The sequence below is a fragment of the Tunturiibacter gelidiferens genome (assembly GCF_014201335.1).
Lineage (GTDB): Bacteria > Acidobacteriota > Terriglobia > Terriglobales > Acidobacteriaceae > Edaphobacter > Edaphobacter lichenicola_E.
In genome coordinates, this window is record NZ_JACHEB010000003.1 from 219,280 (window position 1) to 236,214 (window position 16,935).

The 16,935-nt window shown below is 53.3% G+C and carries 14 protein-coding genes and 1 pseudogene; 10 read left to right on the forward strand and 5 right to left on the reverse strand.

Annotation, left to right across the window (positions count from 1 at the left end; translation table 11 throughout):
* Positions 1-100 precede the first annotated feature (100 nt).
* Positions 101-1,441: an NAD(P)/FAD-dependent oxidoreductase gene (locus HDF14_RS07210; RefSeq protein ID WP_183975008.1), complete on the forward strand. Its 1,341-nt coding sequence runs from the start codon at positions 101-103 to the stop codon at positions 1,439-1,441.
* A gap of 122 nt (positions 1,442-1,563) precedes the next feature.
* Positions 1,564-3,270, forward strand: a complete 1,707-nt coding sequence (locus HDF14_RS07215; protein WP_183975010.1) for an FAD-dependent oxidoreductase — start codon at positions 1,564-1,566, stop codon at positions 3,268-3,270.
* A gap of 437 nt (positions 3,271-3,707) precedes the next feature.
* Here the strand turns inward: HDF14_RS07215 and HDF14_RS26450 are convergent, their stop codons facing one another.
* Positions 3,708-3,902, reverse strand: coding sequence for a hypothetical protein (locus HDF14_RS26450; RefSeq protein ID WP_260698148.1), 195 nt, complete (start codon positions 3,900-3,902; stop codon positions 3,708-3,710).
* On the opposite strand from HDF14_RS26450, the gene HDF14_RS26455 reads away from it, so the two are divergent.
* From HDF14_RS26455 to HDF14_RS07230, 3 genes and pseudogenes are all read left to right on the forward strand, one after another.
* Positions 3,874-4,344, forward strand: coding sequence for a TlpA family protein disulfide reductase (locus HDF14_RS26455; RefSeq protein ID WP_313899527.1), 471 nt, complete (start codon positions 3,874-3,876; stop codon positions 4,342-4,344). The two genes, HDF14_RS26450 and HDF14_RS26455, sit on opposite strands and share 29 nt — an antisense overlap.
* A gap of 116 nt (positions 4,345-4,460) precedes the next feature.
* Positions 4,461-4,550 (forward strand): annotated as a pseudogene (locus tag HDF14_RS27495) (M13-type metalloendopeptidase); the annotation flags it as partial.
* Positions 4,551-4,678: 128 nt separating this feature from the next.
* Positions 4,679-5,692, forward strand: a complete 1,014-nt coding sequence (locus tag HDF14_RS07230) for a HoxN/HupN/NixA family nickel/cobalt transporter (RefSeq protein WP_313899508.1) — start codon at positions 4,679-4,681, stop codon at positions 5,690-5,692.
* 14 nt (positions 5,693-5,706) lie between these two features.
* On the opposite strand, the gene HDF14_RS27500 is transcribed toward HDF14_RS07230, so the two are convergent.
* Positions 5,707-5,931 (reverse strand): DsbA family protein, encoded by a 225-nt coding sequence (locus tag HDF14_RS27500; protein ID WP_221304607.1) that lies wholly within the window; start codon positions 5,929-5,931, stop codon positions 5,707-5,709.
* Entirely contained in the window at positions 5,838-6,149 is a 312-nt protein-coding gene (locus HDF14_RS26005) for a hypothetical protein (protein WP_221304591.1), read from the reverse strand. The genes HDF14_RS27500 and HDF14_RS26005 overlap by 94 nt, the downstream gene beginning before the upstream one ends.
* 895 nt (positions 6,150-7,044) lie before the next feature.
* On the opposite strand from HDF14_RS26005, the gene HDF14_RS07240 reads away from it, so the two are divergent.
* The 3 genes from HDF14_RS07240 to HDF14_RS07250 all read left to right on the forward strand — a co-directional run bounded on the left by HDF14_RS07240 (position 7,045) and on the right by HDF14_RS07250 (position 12,943).
* On the forward strand, positions 7,045-7,725 hold the full coding sequence (locus tag HDF14_RS07240) for a cytochrome P460 family protein (RefSeq protein ID WP_183975014.1): 681 nt from the start codon (positions 7,045-7,047) through the stop codon (positions 7,723-7,725).
* A gap of 120 nt (positions 7,726-7,845) precedes the next feature.
* Complete coding sequence (locus HDF14_RS07245; RefSeq protein ID WP_183975015.1) at positions 7,846-11,232, forward strand: TonB-dependent receptor; 3,387 nt, start codon at positions 7,846-7,848, stop codon at positions 11,230-11,232.
* Between the two features lie 394 nt (positions 11,233-11,626).
* Complete coding sequence (locus HDF14_RS07250) at positions 11,627-12,943, forward strand: carbohydrate porin (protein WP_313899509.1); 1,317 nt, start codon at positions 11,627-11,629, stop codon at positions 12,941-12,943.
* Here the strand turns inward: HDF14_RS07250 and HDF14_RS07255 are convergent.
* Both HDF14_RS07255 and HDF14_RS07260 read right to left on the reverse strand, forming a co-directional pair.
* Positions 12,933-13,859, reverse strand: a complete 927-nt coding sequence (locus HDF14_RS07255; RefSeq protein WP_183975016.1) for a hypothetical protein — start codon at positions 13,857-13,859, stop codon at positions 12,933-12,935. The genes HDF14_RS07250 and HDF14_RS07255 overlap by 11 nt on opposite strands.
* 362 nt (positions 13,860-14,221) lie before the next feature.
* Entirely contained in the window at positions 14,222-14,407 is a 186-nt protein-coding gene (locus HDF14_RS07260) for a hypothetical protein (protein WP_183975017.1), read from the reverse strand.
* Positions 14,408-14,857: 450 nt separating this feature from the next.
* Here HDF14_RS07260 and HDF14_RS07265 point away from each other — a divergent pair, with 450 nt between their 5' ends.
* Both HDF14_RS07265 and HDF14_RS07270 read left to right on the forward strand, forming a co-directional pair.
* Entirely contained in the window at positions 14,858-15,082 is a 225-nt protein-coding gene (locus HDF14_RS07265; protein ID WP_183975018.1) for a hypothetical protein, read from the forward strand.
* Positions 15,083-15,735: 653 nt separating this feature from the next.
* Positions 15,736-16,167, forward strand: a complete 432-nt coding sequence (locus HDF14_RS07270; protein ID WP_183975021.1) for a TMEM175 family protein — start codon at positions 15,736-15,738, stop codon at positions 16,165-16,167.
* Positions 16,168-16,935: the final 768 nt, after the last annotated feature.

The following is a 16,935-nucleotide window of genomic DNA, read 5'->3' on the forward strand; positions in this document are numbered from 1 at the left end:
CGCCGCCCGTTGTGCAAGTGCGCTAACGTCACTCTTCGAACACTATTGGCCGCCACAGCAGAAAATGAGCACCCAGAAGCTACAAAGACAGGAGCGAAACATGTCGCGCAAAACTAGAATCCTTATCCTAGGCGGAGGCTTCGCAGGCGTAGAGGTAGCTCGGGTTCTGGAGCGACTTTTAGAGCCGCGGGACGCGGAGATTCGTCTCGTGAGCAGGGACAACTTTCTTCTGTTCACGCCCATGCTTCATGAGGTAGCCGCAAGCGATCTCGACATTACGACAATCGTGAATCCAATTCGAAAGATGGTCCATCAGACGGAGTTTATAGCTGCAGACGTGAACGCGATCGACTTGATTGAACAGACCGTCACGATTGCGCATGGGGCTGACCGGCATACTCACCTTCTCGGCTATGACCATGTCGTGCTCGCTTTGGGCTCCGTGCCACACTTCCGCGGAATCACTGGCTTGGAACAAAATGCGATGACAATGAAGACGCTCGAAGATGCCATTACACTTCGGAACCGGATGATCGCACATTTGGAAGAGGCCGAGCCGGACTGCTCGGAGATTACGCGAGATGCGATGCTCACAATGGTTGTTGTGGGGGGAGGATTCGCCGGAGTAGAGACTGTTTCCGGGATTTACGACTTCATGGAATCGGCTGTGCGGGCCTATCCAAATCTTTCTCCTTCAATGCTCCGGGTAGTGCTCATCCAAGCCGGTTCCCATCTCCTCCCGGAGCTTGGATCAGAACTTGGCGTATTAACCAGGGATAAGCTAGTTTCACGCGGAATCGAAGTTCTCCTAAACAGGAGACTGACAGCCGTCACCCCCGATGATGTCACGCTCGACGATGGGAGACTGATTCCTACCAAGTTCGTCGTATGGACTGGGGGAAACGCCGCGCCACCCGAGCTTGCCCACCTTACAACCGCATCAAACGGCGCAAGGGTGATCACGACCAGAACGATGCTCGTAGAGGGTCATCCCAATGTGTGGGCCTTGGGTGACTGCGCACGAATTCCTGATGGGAATGGTGGTTATTACCCGCCTACAGCCCAACACGCTTTGCGAGAAGCAAGGGTTCTTGCAGAAAACCTGGCTGCCTCCCTGCAACGTCGACCGATGAAGGAATTCACGTTTAACACAATCGGCCAGATGGCTTCAATTGGTCGTCGCAGTGGAGTTGCCCAAATCCTAGGATACAAGTGTTCCGGATTTGCAGCTTGGTTCATGTGGAGAACCGTGTATCTCACCAAGCTCCCACGGTGGGAGAAACGCATTCATGTTGCCTTGGACTGGTTTCTAGACTTGATCTTTTCCAAGGACACTGTTCAGTTCATGTCCTTCCGGGCCCTTGGTCAAGGCATTCCGGAGAAATGCTCTTTGGAAACCTCAGCGAGTAATGCCAGTTCTTCAAGCTCTCAGGCCGAGTGACACGCATCGATGCTTAAAGGCGCAACAAGTCTGGATTTCTGCCCTGGTTTTTCGATAGCGACGGGCGCGAGATATCAGCAAGACGGGACGCAGGTCTCCGGGAATAGCGAGAGGACACGACGATGGCAGTTAATCGAAGAGCACCTCGTCAACCTAGTCAGGGTGACACCTCCAGATATGCGGGAAGCACTACCCAAGCAGCCGCGCCGCCGGTTCTTTCACAGGAAATGATTCAACGCCTCGAGTTGTATGGAGAGACTGAGACATTTGACGCAAGCGTGACCCTGTTCGAAAGAGGGTCTAGAGGTGGCGATATGTTTGTCGTCATCGGGGGCAGGATAGAGCTGTTTGAAGATAAGCCAGGACATCCCGGTGTGGCATTGGCGACCCTAACAAAGGGTCAATTCAGCGGCGAATTGGATCTGCTTAGCGGGCGGGACGGACTGTTGAGTGGCCGAGCGGCGAGAGGGAGCAGAATTCTCCGCATCGATGCTCACGCGCTGCATACCCTAATGCGCACAGAGCTGGACATCGCGGACGTGATCGTCCGTGCGTGGATCGAGCGCCGAGCAAGTCTCATGCAGCGATCCCATGGAGGCGTCATTGTGATTGGACATAGCCATGACGCAGAGACCATGCGAATGCACCAATTCCTGGTACGCAACGGTTATCCCAATAAGCTTATCGAGGCCGAGTCGAATCCAACGGCGCAGATCTTGCTCGACGGACTCAATCTCGATCCTTCGGAGATGCCGGTAGTCTTCCTACCCGATCAGCGTGTCCTGAAAAATCCGAGCAATACGGTGCTAGCAGACGAGTTGGGAATCAGTAGAGTATTTGAGGCCGAGGATATTTTCGATGTTGCCATTGTGGGTGCTGGACCTTCGGGTCTGGCGGCCGCAGTCTATGCAGCCTCAGAAGGCCTCACGACGGTTGTGCTGGAAGGCACTGCTCCCGGGGGGCAAGCAGCTACGAGTTCCAAGATCGAAAACTACCTCGGTTTCCCAACAGGCATAACCGGACAGGAACTTGCTTCGCGTGCTGAAATTCAGGCGCAGCGCTTCGGAGCGCGTCTTGAGGTCGCTCGAAATGTTGTTGGCCTTAGCAGTTCCACCAACCTGCATAGACTCTGTCTTGCGGGTGGTCGCATGGTGACCTCCCGTACTGTCGTGATTGCAACAGGAGCTCGATATCGCAAGCTCCTGGTTCCTGGTTATGAACGGTATGAGCTGACCAACATCCACTATGCTGCGACGCCCATCGAAACGGCTCGCTGTATTGGCCAGGATGTAGTCGTGGTCGGCGGTGGCAACTCAGCCGGGCAGGCTGCGCTGCATCTGGCTAAGGATGCCGGTTGCACGCATCTTGTCGTACGTGGGATGACGCTTGAAGCGACGATGTCGGACTATCTTGTACAACGTATTACCTGTTCCCCCAGGATCAAATTGCATCTTCATTCCGAAATCGATGCCATCCTGGGCGACGACCGACTGCACGCTGTTCAGGTGCGAGACCGTTCCTCGGGAGCAAAGAGTGTCTTCAAAGTCACTAACATATTTGTCATGATCGGGGCAGATCCTAATACGAATTGGCTCATGGAGCATCTTGACCTCGATCACAATGGCTTTGTCGAGACAGGCAGAGCTGAATGGGAAGTGCAGTCGCGTTTCGCTACGAGTAGACCAGGGATCTTCGCGATTGGCGATGTGAGAGCCGGGTCCGTGAAACGCGTTGCCTCCGCCGTAGGCGAGGGCTCTGTAGTCATTTCGGATGTGCATCATTACCTGGAGAAGCTGAAAGGCTTCGACAGCGCGCCTATCCATGAATGACTCGATATACCCATCCCTTTCCCTTGCCACCTCTGCATTTCGAGTCAAGCCAACAGTTGCTGCGAGACTCTGCTTCCGGGCTGATGTGCACCGATATCAGTGCCTCCAAAGTTGAAACTGTAGAAACCTATAGTCTCTTCACTCCAGATTCGATGGTCGCGCCTGCGTCCTTACACCAGTACGCTCAAGGCTATGAACATCGCCTTGCGGTTGACCTCTTGTCCCAGTTTAAGCAGCCGTCGTGTCATGAAGGGATCAATCATGAAGGGTCTAGGTGCTTTGATATGCCTCTTCTGCTTTACAAGCCTTCCACTATTGGCCCAACAAAGCACCGTCAGGTTCGATCGGGGGCAACTTGTCTTCGAAAGAAAGGGATGGCGTCTTCACCTCGACCCTGGTGAGAAGCAATTCGGAGGACTTCTTGACAATGATTTCATTCAAGTCATCGGTGGAATACCGTCGCCGCGGGTTGGTCCCCCTGCAATTTTGTCGATCTTCGCTTCGGCAGACCCCCAATCAATCAGTCTGACGGTGAAGCGGGGCGACACCCCCGTTATATTTACCTTTTGGAGCGGAAAGGGTCCCAACCCTACGCCTAAGCCGATCTCCCCGACCGTTAGCAGGAGCTTCAATGCTCCTGAATTTTCTCTCAAATCTCCGGATGGCAAGACGGTCTCACTCTCGGACAATCGCAAGCACTGGACGGTCGTGAATTTCTGGGGAACCTGGTGCGGTCCTTGCATAGTTGAGTTGCCGGAAATGGAATCCATCGCGCGCACCCGGACACCGAGGATCAATGTAGTGGGTCTCGCAGTGATGGACGAAAATTCGGACATCCGGTCATTTCTCCGAAAACATCCTCTGCCCTATCCAGTAGCGAAGGCGGGAAACAAAAGTTCCCCGCTATTGCGGCGCTACGGTCTCCTTGTGCCCGGTGGCCGTCTTGGTGTCCCAGTGACTGTCATTTTGAGACCTGGAGGCGAAATTGCCTACATGCAAGCAGGAGGAACCGAGAATCATCTTGCTTCAATCATTGCGAGCTTAGTGCATGAGGACAATCAGAGGCAGACATGAAGCAAAGTTCCACGGACAGGCTGCTCACGACTGGTGTAACGAGTAACGGGAAGACCAACTGCGTTTACAAGTGCAGACCAACCCTTCAAACGCCGGACATCTAGCGGGGTAACAGCGCCCTCCAGAATATGCCGGACTTCGGCGAGGCCTTTGGCTGCAGAAGAGGCGAACCAATGATGCCGGCAGAAAGTTGTCGCGTTTGGTAAAGGTCAGCAGTCTGAGCCTGTAAAGGAACGAGAGCACCGGCCAGACCCTCTTCACGGGAACGATGCGAATAGTGAGACGAATGATAGGTTTGCTAGGAAGACTAATCGGTGAGCGACACAGCACGAAAGTGAAGGCGGCCAGCATTTACTGTGGATTGATCGTCTTCAATCTCGTCGCCTGGGGATGGGCGTTCCTCGCGTTCCGCCACTATCCGGTTCTGCTCGGTAGCGCGTTTTTGGCATATGGTTTTGGCCTTCGCCACGCAGTCGACGCCGATCATATAGCGGCCATCGACAATGTCACCCGGAAATTGATGCAAGATGGCAAACGTCCCGTTACGGTTGGTCTCATGTTTTCACTCGGGCATTCAACGGTGGTTGTAGTCGGCTCTATCGCTATTGCCGCGACTACGCTTGCTATGCATCATCGCTTAGACGGATTAAGAGATATCGGAGGGCTCATTGGAACCCTGATATCGACCGCGTTCCTCTTCGTAATCGCGGGGATCAACCTGATCGTGCTGCGGTCCATTTATAAGGCTTTCCAGAGGGTTCGTCGCGGTGCTCACTATGTTGAGGAAGACTTTGACATACTGCTTGGCAGTCGCGGATTGCTAGCTCGTCTGTTTCGACCCATGTTTCGCTTGATCCAGAGCAGCTGGCATATGTACCCGCTGGGCCTGTTGTTCGGTCTTGGATTCGATACTGCAACCGAAATTGGCTTGCTCGGCATTTCGGCGGCAGAAGCCTCCAAGGGCTTGTCCCTGTCCGCGATCCTTGTCTTTCCAGCTCTTTTCGCTGCGGGAATGACACTAATTGATACCACCGACAACATACTTATGTTGGGAGCGTATGGCTGGGCTTTCGTAAAACCAATTCGAAAGCTCTACTACAACCTCACGATTACGTTCATATCCGTTGTCGTGGCCTTTGCAGTTGGAGGGATCGAAGCTCTTGGTTTGCTGGCGGGACGTTTCCAACTCACTGGCGTCTTCTGGGGATTCGTGACGGAACTCAATGGAAACTTTGGCACTCTCGGGTACTGCATCGTCTTGCTGTTTGCTGTGAGTTGGATCGTGTCTATCGGGTTTTACAAATGGCGCAGGTTCGACAGTCTTGACTTGGCCGCCAAAGACATCTAGCCCGCGCCCAAGAATCACTTTGTGTTAGCGACGACAGGGGGCTGTATGCCCTGTGAACGGAAAGTATCGTCGATTATTTGAAAGAGAAAAGGTAGCGGCACTACACCTTCTATCTTCGCTCCGTTGATGAAGAGCGTTGGCGTTCTCACGATACCCAGAGTGTCCGCTTCCAACTGTGATTTTTTGATAACGCTGGCATCTTGTTTTGCGACGCAAGCGTGAATCGCGGAGACGTCCAGCTGACGTTGCTTTCGATTGCAAGCGCGATTGCGTCGATCTCTTCGTTGGCCTTGGCTAGAGTGCGCTCCGATCCGCCTAGGTCACTCGACACCTTATGGATCTGGTCGACTGCTTGCCCAATAAGCAGGCGCACTGTACTTCGCTCGGCAATTCGTATCAACCGCCGCTCTGATCGCCCATGGATGCCCTTCGAAGGGCATGTCTTGGTACACGACATGCACTTGCTCTCCGTATCGGTCGAGGATAGTGGGAAAAGAGCGTGATTAGGGCGCGCGCAAAACGGGCATTCCAGATCATCGAAAATGACGATTCTCACTGGTGCGGTAGATGGACCGCCGCGTCCCGGACACGTTTCATCAGAGACCGACGCGAGCGTAGTAAAAGGTTCTTCCAATTCGCGGAACTGAGCCATCTTTGTGCCGTCCTTTGAGAGGAGCAGATCGACAGGCTTTGATCGAACGCCATTGGCATATGAGTGGTTCGCATTTTCGCGACTACCACCTTCTGCTGAATGATCATGCTGACCAGATCTTCTCGCTGATGCCTTCGGGCTCTACGTGAAGACGAAGAATTTCCTTTGCGATGACTGACGATATCGCTGAGCGCGTCCGAAAGATTGGTGGGAAGACCATTCGCTCGTTGGACAATCGCGCGTCTACAAAGGGTCGCCGACAACGACGCCGACTTCGTGATCCCAGCCGACATGGGGAGCGAGCTTCATGAAGAAGAGAAGTCACTAGTTTTGCGAATGCGTGCTGTTCATACTCTCTGCGACGAAGCGGGCGATATGGCTTCGCCAGCCTCCTCGAAAACTGGATCGATCCGGCCCAACGGCGTGGTGGTTTCTGTCCGAGGCGACTCGCAGCGAATAGCATTCTTCCGGGGAGCTGCAAGTGGCGGCAGTTGTTCTGCTAGATTGGTTTCCCGCGCAACTTGAGGTCGCGGCTGTGTTGTCGCCGCAAACAACAACCTATAGAAAAATACAGGTCTGGGCCCGTGTTCTATAGGGTACCGAGTAATCCTGTAGACGCCGATCATAAAGATCGTAGGTTCTCGATTCGGCAACCGGCTCATGAAGGATCGAACGGGTATTAGGACAGGAGCCTTCCATTATGATTAGCAGGCTGTTAAAAGTCACCCCTCGTCTCCGTCTCATAGGAATTGTGCTGGGAGTTTTTGCAGCTTTGGTCGTCACGATTGTCACGACCGGAGACTGGACCAGAAATCACGTGCTGGCTTTTCAGTCAGAATCTCCGTCTCCTGTTCGCTCCGCAGTTTTCGAAGGGGACGGAAGCCTTCACCTTCCCGACGGCTATCGGCACTGGGAACATGTAGGCACCCGGATCAAGCCCGACGGACGAAGCGTTCTTGACGGCTCCGAGATTACGACGCCGCAAGTAATGGATACATACATCGTTCCTGCAGCGTTCGACTTCTTCAGGAAGAACGGGATCTGGCCGGACGGCACGCAGATCGTTAAAGAGATCAGCCTTATCAAGACTGGAAAAGACTGCGATAAAAACACTTTCGTCTGTTCCACATCGTTTGGGTCGGGGATCTTTCAGGCGAGCTATATCGGAATGGGAGTGATGGTGAAAGACAGCAAACGCTTTCCGTCTGCGCCCGGCAACTGGGGCTATTTCGCATTCCGATCAAACGGGTCGATGTACCAAGCCACTGCCACGGCCCGCCCTCAGCAGCAGTGCGCGTCCTGCCACATAAGGCTCTCATCGAATACGGACTACGTCTTTTCGAGCACACACATTGGGCTGTTACCGGGCAATTCGCAATGACGACGTTCGGACCTGATTTGTCAGCCGGCACTCGCGACGCCTACGATCCTTAGCGTCGTAGCGATCTGAGATGACTATGCCGATATTTTGCGCTTCTTTGTATCACCATCGGGGGTCTCAGTGATCAAGCGCCTCTTCCTATTGGTCCTGGTGCTCACAGTCACCGCGGGGCCCGCATTAAGCCAAGTTGATGCCGGCGTGCTCTCAGGCGTAGTGACCGATGCAACGGGTGCAGCAGTTGTCGGGGCGACAGTGACTGCCGTCAACGCTGGCACGAATGCTGCTCACACGGTGAAGACGGCGGCCAATGGCACCTACCAGTTGGGAAATCTCTCTGCCGCGGTATACAAGGTGTCTGTGACGGCTGCCGGCTTTGAGGCGCTGAAGGCTGCGGTTGAGGTGACGGTGGGTGGCCATGCGCCGCTCGATGTAAAACTCTCAGCCGCGGGTGTTATTCAGACAGTGGAGGTGGAGTCGCTGGGCGGGTCGCAGGTGAATACGGACTCGCCGGAAATCTCAGAGATTGTCAGCCCGCAGCAGGTAAGCGAATTACCGAGCTTAACCCGGAATGTATACGACTTTGTAGCGATCTCTGGCAATATCTCAAACGGCGACGCGGCGCAGGGCCATGTGCAGAATTCGGCCAGCCTCGGCGTCGGCTACTCAATTAATGGCCAACGTTCGAGTGGTACGGAGATTCTTCTGGACGGTATTGAGAACACGGAACTGTTTGACGACGTGGTGGGTCTCCCGGTTCCGATCAACTCGATCGCCGAGGTACGGGTGACGACGAGCAACTTTGGACCGCAGTATGGACGTGCCTCAGGTGGAGTTGTGAATGTGGTGACAGCAAGCGGCACCAATCAGATTCATGGAACGCTCACGGAATTCAACCGCCTTGCAGCGTATACGGCCAACAGTGTGACGGGTGCTCTGAGTGGGCAGCCGAAAGGTGGGTATACGCGAAACCAGTTCGGATTTTTTGTGAGCGGACCCGTGGTGAAAGACAAGCTGTTCTTTGCCACAGGCACGGAGTGGTTACGCGTGCGTAGCAGCGCAAACCTTCAGGCCTATATTCTGACGCCACAGGTACAAAGCTACCTGGCACCTACAGTGCAGTCATTTCTGACGCAGTATGGCCAGACGTTCTACTTTGCGAGAACTCTGACGAATGCACAGGCAGGCACGGCCTCGGACCCAAGCAATCCGAACCCCTCTCCGTTGTTTTCCGGTGTTCCAGCGACAACACCGGTGCTGGGCTTGGTGAATTACACCGTTCCCCAGGATGCAGGCGGGGGGGTGCCGGTCAACTCGTACAACTTCACCTTGCGGGGGGATTATCACTACTCTGATAAGACAAGTATCTTCGGACGCTATATCGGATACAACCTGTCGGAACCGCTGGGAGCGATCGCATATACCCCATACTCGAACTACGATATAGGTACGACTCAGAACGATTACTCCGCTCTGGCTGGCGTTACGCACAGCTTCTCGACGTCGCTCGTGACGAATGCGCGGGTTGCGTTCAGCCGGATCAGTCTCAATAATGACTCGACACCGATTGCCGTCACTACGCCAAATCTGTTTCTTGGAGCGAACGCAAATATTGGTGGTGTGGCTGTAGCACTGCCGGGTACAGGATTCCCCTTACCGTATGGCGGACCCCAGAATGTGATTCAGTGGAACCTGGATGTGAACTGGTCGAAGAAGGCCCACTCGTTCCAGTTCGGTTCGCAGGTTCTGTACATCCAGGAGAACAGGACCTTCGGCGCCTATGCGCAGGCGACAGAGCAACTGGCTGGCTCAGTCACTGGTGACACGACCGGGTATCCCGGCCTGTTTTCAGGGATTCTGGGAACCTTTTCCACTGCGATAAATCCGGAAGGAGCTTATCCGGGCCAAGCGATTACGACACCAGCAACGCAGCCCAATTTCGCCCGCAGTGACAGGTTCCATGATTGGGCGGTGTACGGACAGGATGATTGGCGCGCGACGTCGAAGCTGACAGTGAACTACGGCGTCCGATACGAATACTTTGGCGTGCAACATAACAACAGGCAAAATCTTGACTCGAACTTCTACTGGGGATCGGGTATTGGTCTGCCGCAACAGGTGCGGACTGGCGCGGTCTATACGGCCCCACAGAGTCCGATCCACGAGTTGTGGAAGCCGAGTTATGGCGCGGTGAGTCCCCGGGTCGGGTTTGCCTATGATATTTCAGGTAAGGGCACGACTTCGGTTCGTGGTGGTTACGGAATCAGCTATGAGCGGAACTTCGGCAATGTGACGTTCAACGTGATCCAGAATCCACCCAACTATGGCGTGATTGTGGAAAACAAGGTACAGGTGACAACGACAAACCTAGGAGACCTGGGGAGTTCGATCGGCCCCGTAATACTTCCAAGCACCAGCCTCCGGAATGTGTCGCAGGATATTAGGACGTCGCAGACACAATTCTGGAGCCTTGCAGTCGAGCAGCAAGTTGCCCGAAACACGGTAATCGCTTTGGAGTACGTGGGCGCGCGTGGCACACACCTATACGATATTAAGAATATCAACGGACTCGGCTCGGGCAACTATCTGCTGGGCGACCCGGATCCTGGTGCAAACTATGCTGGGCTCACCCGGCTGAATGCGACGTATTCGGATATCAACAACCGGGGCTCGGGCGGCGATTCTTACTATGAAGCTACTAATCTGCGATTCAAGACCGCGGACTTGCATCGGATGGGCCTAGGGCTGACCGCAAACTACACGTGGGGTCACCAGATCGACGATTTGAGTTCGACCCTATCGGAGACTAATGCAAATGGCGCCGGATACAACTTGGGATATACCAATCCGTTCGACCCGGGGTACGACCGCGGCACAGGCGACTTAGATGTCCGGCAGCGGTTGGTGATTGCGCCGATCTACCAGACGCCTTGGTTCAGCGGTGCTCACGGGGTGAAAGGCCAAGCGTTAGGCGGCTGGCAAGTAACGGGCATCTATACGGTACGAACCGGAACGTCGTTCACCTACTATGATTCGACGAACAACGACGGGACTTTTTTCAACATTGCCCGATACGTGCCCTCCACGCCGGTCACGCGCTGGAAATATACGAAGTCAAGGGGACAAGTAAATGCGGGCGCTAATCGGTACTACCTAACGTCAAGGCTGCCGGTCGGCCAAAAAATCGTAGATCCGAAGCTGGGTGGCTACTCAAATTGGACCTTTCCAACATACGCGCCGGAACGGAACTCATTCGTTGGACCTGGGGCGTGGAACCTCGACTTGGCTCTGAGCAAAACGTTCTATATCTGGAAAGAGGCCAACATTGAGCTGCGAGCGGAGGGTTTCGATCTACTGAACCATCACAACCTGTATGTCCAGCAAGCGTTGGCAAACGCAGCGAACTACTTTCCTTCTAATCCGGAGATTCTGGCTTCGAAGGGTGGGGTAAACGGCGCGACGAGCGAAGAACGGCGATTCGGACAGTTGGCCGTAAAGATCAACTTCTAAACTTGCCTTGGTTGCCCCGCGAAATGGTAGCGTGCGGAAAACCGCTTTGCCGCTATTCATCCACAGTAAGAGCCGTGTGCGCAGCGCACGCGTCCAGACCATGCAGCTCAAACAGTGGAAGCGCCGGCAGATGTTGGCGCGGGCTTCTGTAGCAATTTTGTGGGGCAAGCCACTGCACTTTTCTACAGGCGCGATTTTGCTCCCCTTTGCAACACTATTCGAGCACGGCAGCGACCCTCTTCTAGGCCATTGAAGAGCCGATGAATCGTTGACATTTTCATGTCGGTCCACTGGTCTTCGCATGAGGCCGCTGAATTAACTCACTCTCGATTGCTGACACCTCGTTGAGACAATCTCTTGAGGCAACCATGAGCAAGGCTTCATAAGGAGTTGTGTGAAGATCTCCAAGTACCTAGGAAGGTGGATTCTGGTTGCCCTGGTGGGATCACCTGTTACCCTTGCGGCACAGAGCACAGCATCGAGTGGGATTACTGGGGACAGTACACGGACGAGCCAGATGGACCCGCATGCAATGCCGCCTGTTTTCAAGATGTCACCGGGGGTGATGCAGGAACTGGATACAGTGGAGACAGCTCTCGCAATGGTCCCAGCAGATCCACTTTTGAAGGGTGATCCCTTCGGATTCATCACTCGACCGAGCGACAAGGGAGTGAGTTGGTTGGAAGAGAACTCACGATTGCGGCTGGGTGCCACATACACCGTCATCAATCAATATGCGACGGAGACCCCTCCTGATGTGCGGCACGATCAGGTGAGTGGACGGCTCGATTTCAACGGAAACCTGGCGGTGTACGACGGCGAGAGCACGAGCGGATCGATCGGACTCCTGGTACGTTCCGGCACGAATATCGGTATGAGTCAGCAGTTCAATTTGAGTGACGAGATGGGTTCGGGAGTCTTCTTGAATTCGCTGCAGGGCGGCGGCGAGCAACGGCCGATCACACTCAATATCCTTTACTGGAGGCAGGATTTTCTTCATAAGCGGCTTTCGATCTACGTAGGCAAGGTTCATCCAAATCAATACATTGGCCTGAGTCTTTATAATGACGATGAGACGACGCAGTTCCTGAATGGCGTGGATAATGGCAACCTCACAGTTCCTTACGCTGGTGCGTTTGCGGGTGGTGCGGCGGTAGAGTACCAATTCACTCCGCACCTGTATCTGCACAGTGTAGCCGTGGATACAGTGGGGCAACCCCAAGATGGCATTGCGACGTTGGTAGACAAGAAATATTTCGAAGCTACCGAATTGGGTTGGTTCTCGGGTAAGCCTGGAAGTGGCTTTCAAAGCCTTCGTCTTGCATTCTGGCGTGACGATACGAAGGATCTTGGGAGTGGTTTTGGAGTTGGTTTTGGCTTCGACCACGAGTACCGAAACGGCTGGGCGCCTTTTGGACGAATTGGCTTCGCAACAGATACGGGGGGACTGATCAAGCGGGCGGACGCGCTTGGTATCACGAACATAAGACCATTCGGCCGGCAGGGGGATATGTTTGGCGTTGCGATGAATTACACCGAGCCAAACCACTCTGGTAGACACCACGAAAGTCTTTTTGAAACTTTCTATCGACTACGACTGACCAATAGCATCGAGGTAGGGCCTGACCTTGAGGTGTCTATTCATCCGACGTATGCGGCGAAGGCTTACACAAGCCTTTTGCCCAGCGCGAGAATGCGAATCATCTTTTAGCTCCTCTAAGGGATATAGTTCCGAGCAGAACTGAAAGAGGAAATCGATAATTCGGCAGTTTTATAACGAACGGGAGCAGCCCGACTGCGAGGGCCGGAGGCATATGCAGATCGAAAAAGCGAAGTATGCCGACAGAACACAAGAATGTCAACATGACCGCTACGAAATTGGCGCGAATGAAATGGTGAGCCAGAAGTCCGACTGATGCTGTGAGCAGGCAAACAATGGGGAAGAGAACAGGCCGCCTCATCCATTCCGGCACTTCAGGATGTCCGAACAACTCATATGACATTACGATGAGTGGAGGGAAGAGAAGGAAGCGGAGATCCGTAGCCTGAGCAGTTACTCCCAACGCGACGACAAAGACCATAAGAGCGAGACCCCAGAAACGATCGTGAGAGATAGCTTCGAGGGAATCTATAACCTTCGACTCGTTCGCTTCGTCCGGGGAGGACGAGCCAGCACGTGCAGCATAATGTTTCCACAAGAGAAAGAGCAGGACTAATACGGCGCAGTCTACAAAGATTGCGAGAGGGTATCGCCAGCTTCGTTCGCTTAACGCCATAGGGAGAACGCCAGCAGAGATCGCAGCTACGATCGTAGACTTCATTATCTTGATAATGACGATGCTAAACCCAACGATGAGCGTTATGCCGAGGGCGCCAAAGGCCAAATGATGTGTAACGAAGATGCCAACGACCGCAGTAAGGGTGGGCGTGAGGACAAGCCGCAAAGGCTGACTCCCCCATTTGCCATGGGGGCGAGTCATGATGTCATGGGAAAGAGCTGCCAGTTCAGGAAAGAGCAAGAGCATAAAACCACTCGTCTGAGCGGCCAGAGCGACTATGCCCATAAAGACAACAGCGAGAAGTTCAGCGAAGGCCTGTATCGTTTTTCTGTTTTTAGCGATCTCCAACGACAACCTCTTCTAATGTGGATCTCGCCTTGTTGCGTTCGGTATTCCGAACCCGGAACACCCTATACCCGCGGTTTGCAGAATCGAGTCATTTAAATGACCGGTATGAGCAACGGAGGACGCGTATTGCAAAGCTTCGCATATCATCACCACCGTAGCCCTATTCCTTTCTATAGGTGTCGGCCTGAAAAAAATCAGGGAAAGAAACGTTCCCGCCGTTTGAGCGCCCGCCCGTTCCGTGGTAGGAGCGTTGGACTTTGCTTGCAAGGTGTTCCTGTGATAGCTCGCCTAATATGAACCGATGGCGGTTCGGAACGCAGGTCAGATACTTAGATCGCTTGGGGGCCAGGTGCGTAACTCGGCTATTTCAATTTGATTTTGAAGCGTTCTGCGTTCGCCAACCTGGTGACAAGTCTTTCATGGAAGCCAGGCGGCAATTCCACGGGGAGTTCCTGCGCATCCAAAATAGACACATCGTGCATTTTGACCTGAAGGGTTTTGTCATTTTCTGAACTCAACCCGAGCAGCTTTATACGTGCCAGAATCATATGATTGGTTCTCTTTTTCGCTGATTATTTGTTTAGTGTGTTTGGAATGTGACGTAGCCCCGTCGACCAGAGTTACAGCCATAGGGACTACCTCGGCCAGAAATAGACGAAATCGCACCAAACAATCTCATGAAACAAATCCGGGAGACATGCTTCGACTAAATGTTCCGTAAGGCATTCGTTTTCTGGAAGATGCGCGCTATCCTGATTTGACCTTGACCAAGAGCGAAGACAACTGCAGAAACAACCCGCGGATATTCTCGGCTCAAGACGATGGCACTCCGCCTTATTTACGACTTGCGTCTTCGGCATCTCTTCTTTGAGCCTGTCGTCTTTCAAGCCCTTACGCACAAGATCTGCTGTCGCGAAATTTGCGAAGTAGAAGTTCCTGGGCTTTATACCGCACGTCAGCTGGTAGAGTTGGGATTTCGCAAATGTTTTGGAGACTAAGTGACACGCAAGATCAAATTTACGAAGCAATACAAGCCAATGGCGTTTGGGGACAGAGACGACAAAGGATCTTTAGATGCTCATCAGAGGGCCAAGGCTGAGGCGAAAGAGACACGCCGGTACAACATGCGTATGAAAGAGCTTGAGGCCGAAGACGCACGGAGACGTGGCGGCATCTTGACCAAGGTAGTGCGTTTCTTCTCTTCCAAGCATCGAACACGGTAATGGATGCCGCTGCCCTAATGAGTCTTTGGAAGACTGACGAACTCCCTGCGTGCGATGAGGGGATGGTTCTGGCTTTGGAGTTCCTGACAAGCTGTGTGGCGGCAGTCGAAAATGGGGATGCGGCTGAGTTCAACATGCGGTTCAATACACTGTTCAACCATCAGAACAGATGCCAGAAGTGTAAAGAAATCTGATCTCTAGAAGCACCGCGAACTTCGTCGTTCCAAGTCCATCGTCTTGCCGATTTGTACCCTGAGTTCGGTCCCCTCATGGCGAAACTGAGGTGAAACAACTTTGAACCTCGAATCACTATAAAAGGAGTGTCTGCTTGGCTCTCCTAGTCATCAGAATCGTGTGCAAATTACAAGAGGTTAAAGAACATGCCAGTACAAAATGATGCCCTGCTAGCCCCCTTGGATATTCAAAGGATGCCAGCATGTGATGAAAGATTGGATCTCGCGCTAAAGTTCCTGAAGGCAGCTGCTGAGTGCGTTAACACGTGGGGTCCTGCCAGGACGAGCACGAGCCGTGCTGATCTTCTGTGGACATATAACGCGATGGTGAATCATAGTGACAAGTGTGAGAAGTGCAATGAGGTCTGAAGAACGAAGAATCCGGTCGATCTTGAAGCTGCCGAGACCGGACTTTGCCTCATGATCTATGTTCTAAGTTTTGTGGAAGTCGGCATATATTGGGTTAATCATCACTACTTGATTGATGATGTGAAACAGGTAAGCCACGCGCTACTGTGGGCCAACCTGGGATTCTTATTCATTCTGTCGCTGATTCCATTCGGAACCGCCTGGGTCGGCGAACGCGGTCTTACTCCGTTTGCGTTGTCCCTCTATCTGGTCTGTTGTGCACCGTCCGCCATTTCTTGGATTGTTCTAGCCGTGGTGGTTAGACAACGGACTCACACTTCTTTGGCTGACAGTCCGATAAAGCAGGCTGTCTCCGTGATCGTTTATCTCGGAGTAATTCCAGTGTCATACCATTCGGTTGCTATGGCGATGGTAATGCTTGGTGCCGTAGCGGTTTTATGGCTCATCCCACCACAGCGGGTTTTGAAAGTGCCGCGTAGCTGAAGATTTGGTGCTCCTGTGAAGAAAAAGATGAAACAAATGCGAGAGTGAAAGCAGGAAATACAGTCGTCCCCGGACCGCAAAGAGCAACAGACGCACGCGCCCGGCGGCAAAAGCGTGCAGATATAAAGCTGGCTGTTCATAGCTGAAAGCGCGGCGGTCAATCGAAATTAACTACCTAAGAGTTCAGTTTTGTTGATAGTGCATGGGAGTATCCTTTGGCCGCGGTTGTTACGGGATAGCCGTGACAGTGTTAGCATTTGCAAATGCTCTATCGGCTGTCTTTCAACAAAACAGATGAGGGTCTTCTGCGAGTCAGCGCCAGCACCGAACCGAGTTCGGAGCAGGTCATTTCAATGTACGACGACGATCAAGTGTTTCTCCATCTGGTCGGTTATGCTGGATTGGGACCAGAGATCGAACAGGCAATTCGAACGGCGGTTCAGATTGGTTTTGGGCCCGCGAATACCCCTTCATGCTGCGAAGAAGTCGAATTGAACGACCATCAACTCGCGCTACTTCGGCTCGGAACGGCACGTCGACTTCATCCTCCCGCTGTCTGAACGTAGGCATTGCCTTGGCGTTGATGAACCGCTCCGGGCGAGAGGCTTCTTCGTGGCTTCCGATAGCGTGTAAACTTCATCGTCGATCAGCATGCGGCCAGTGTATGAACTCCATGACCAGCAAACTCCAATGCGACTTCGTGCGCCTTGCGAGCAAGCTTTGCCCACTTACTCTGCTTGGAAGCGTTTTGCTCAGGTCAGAATTCCC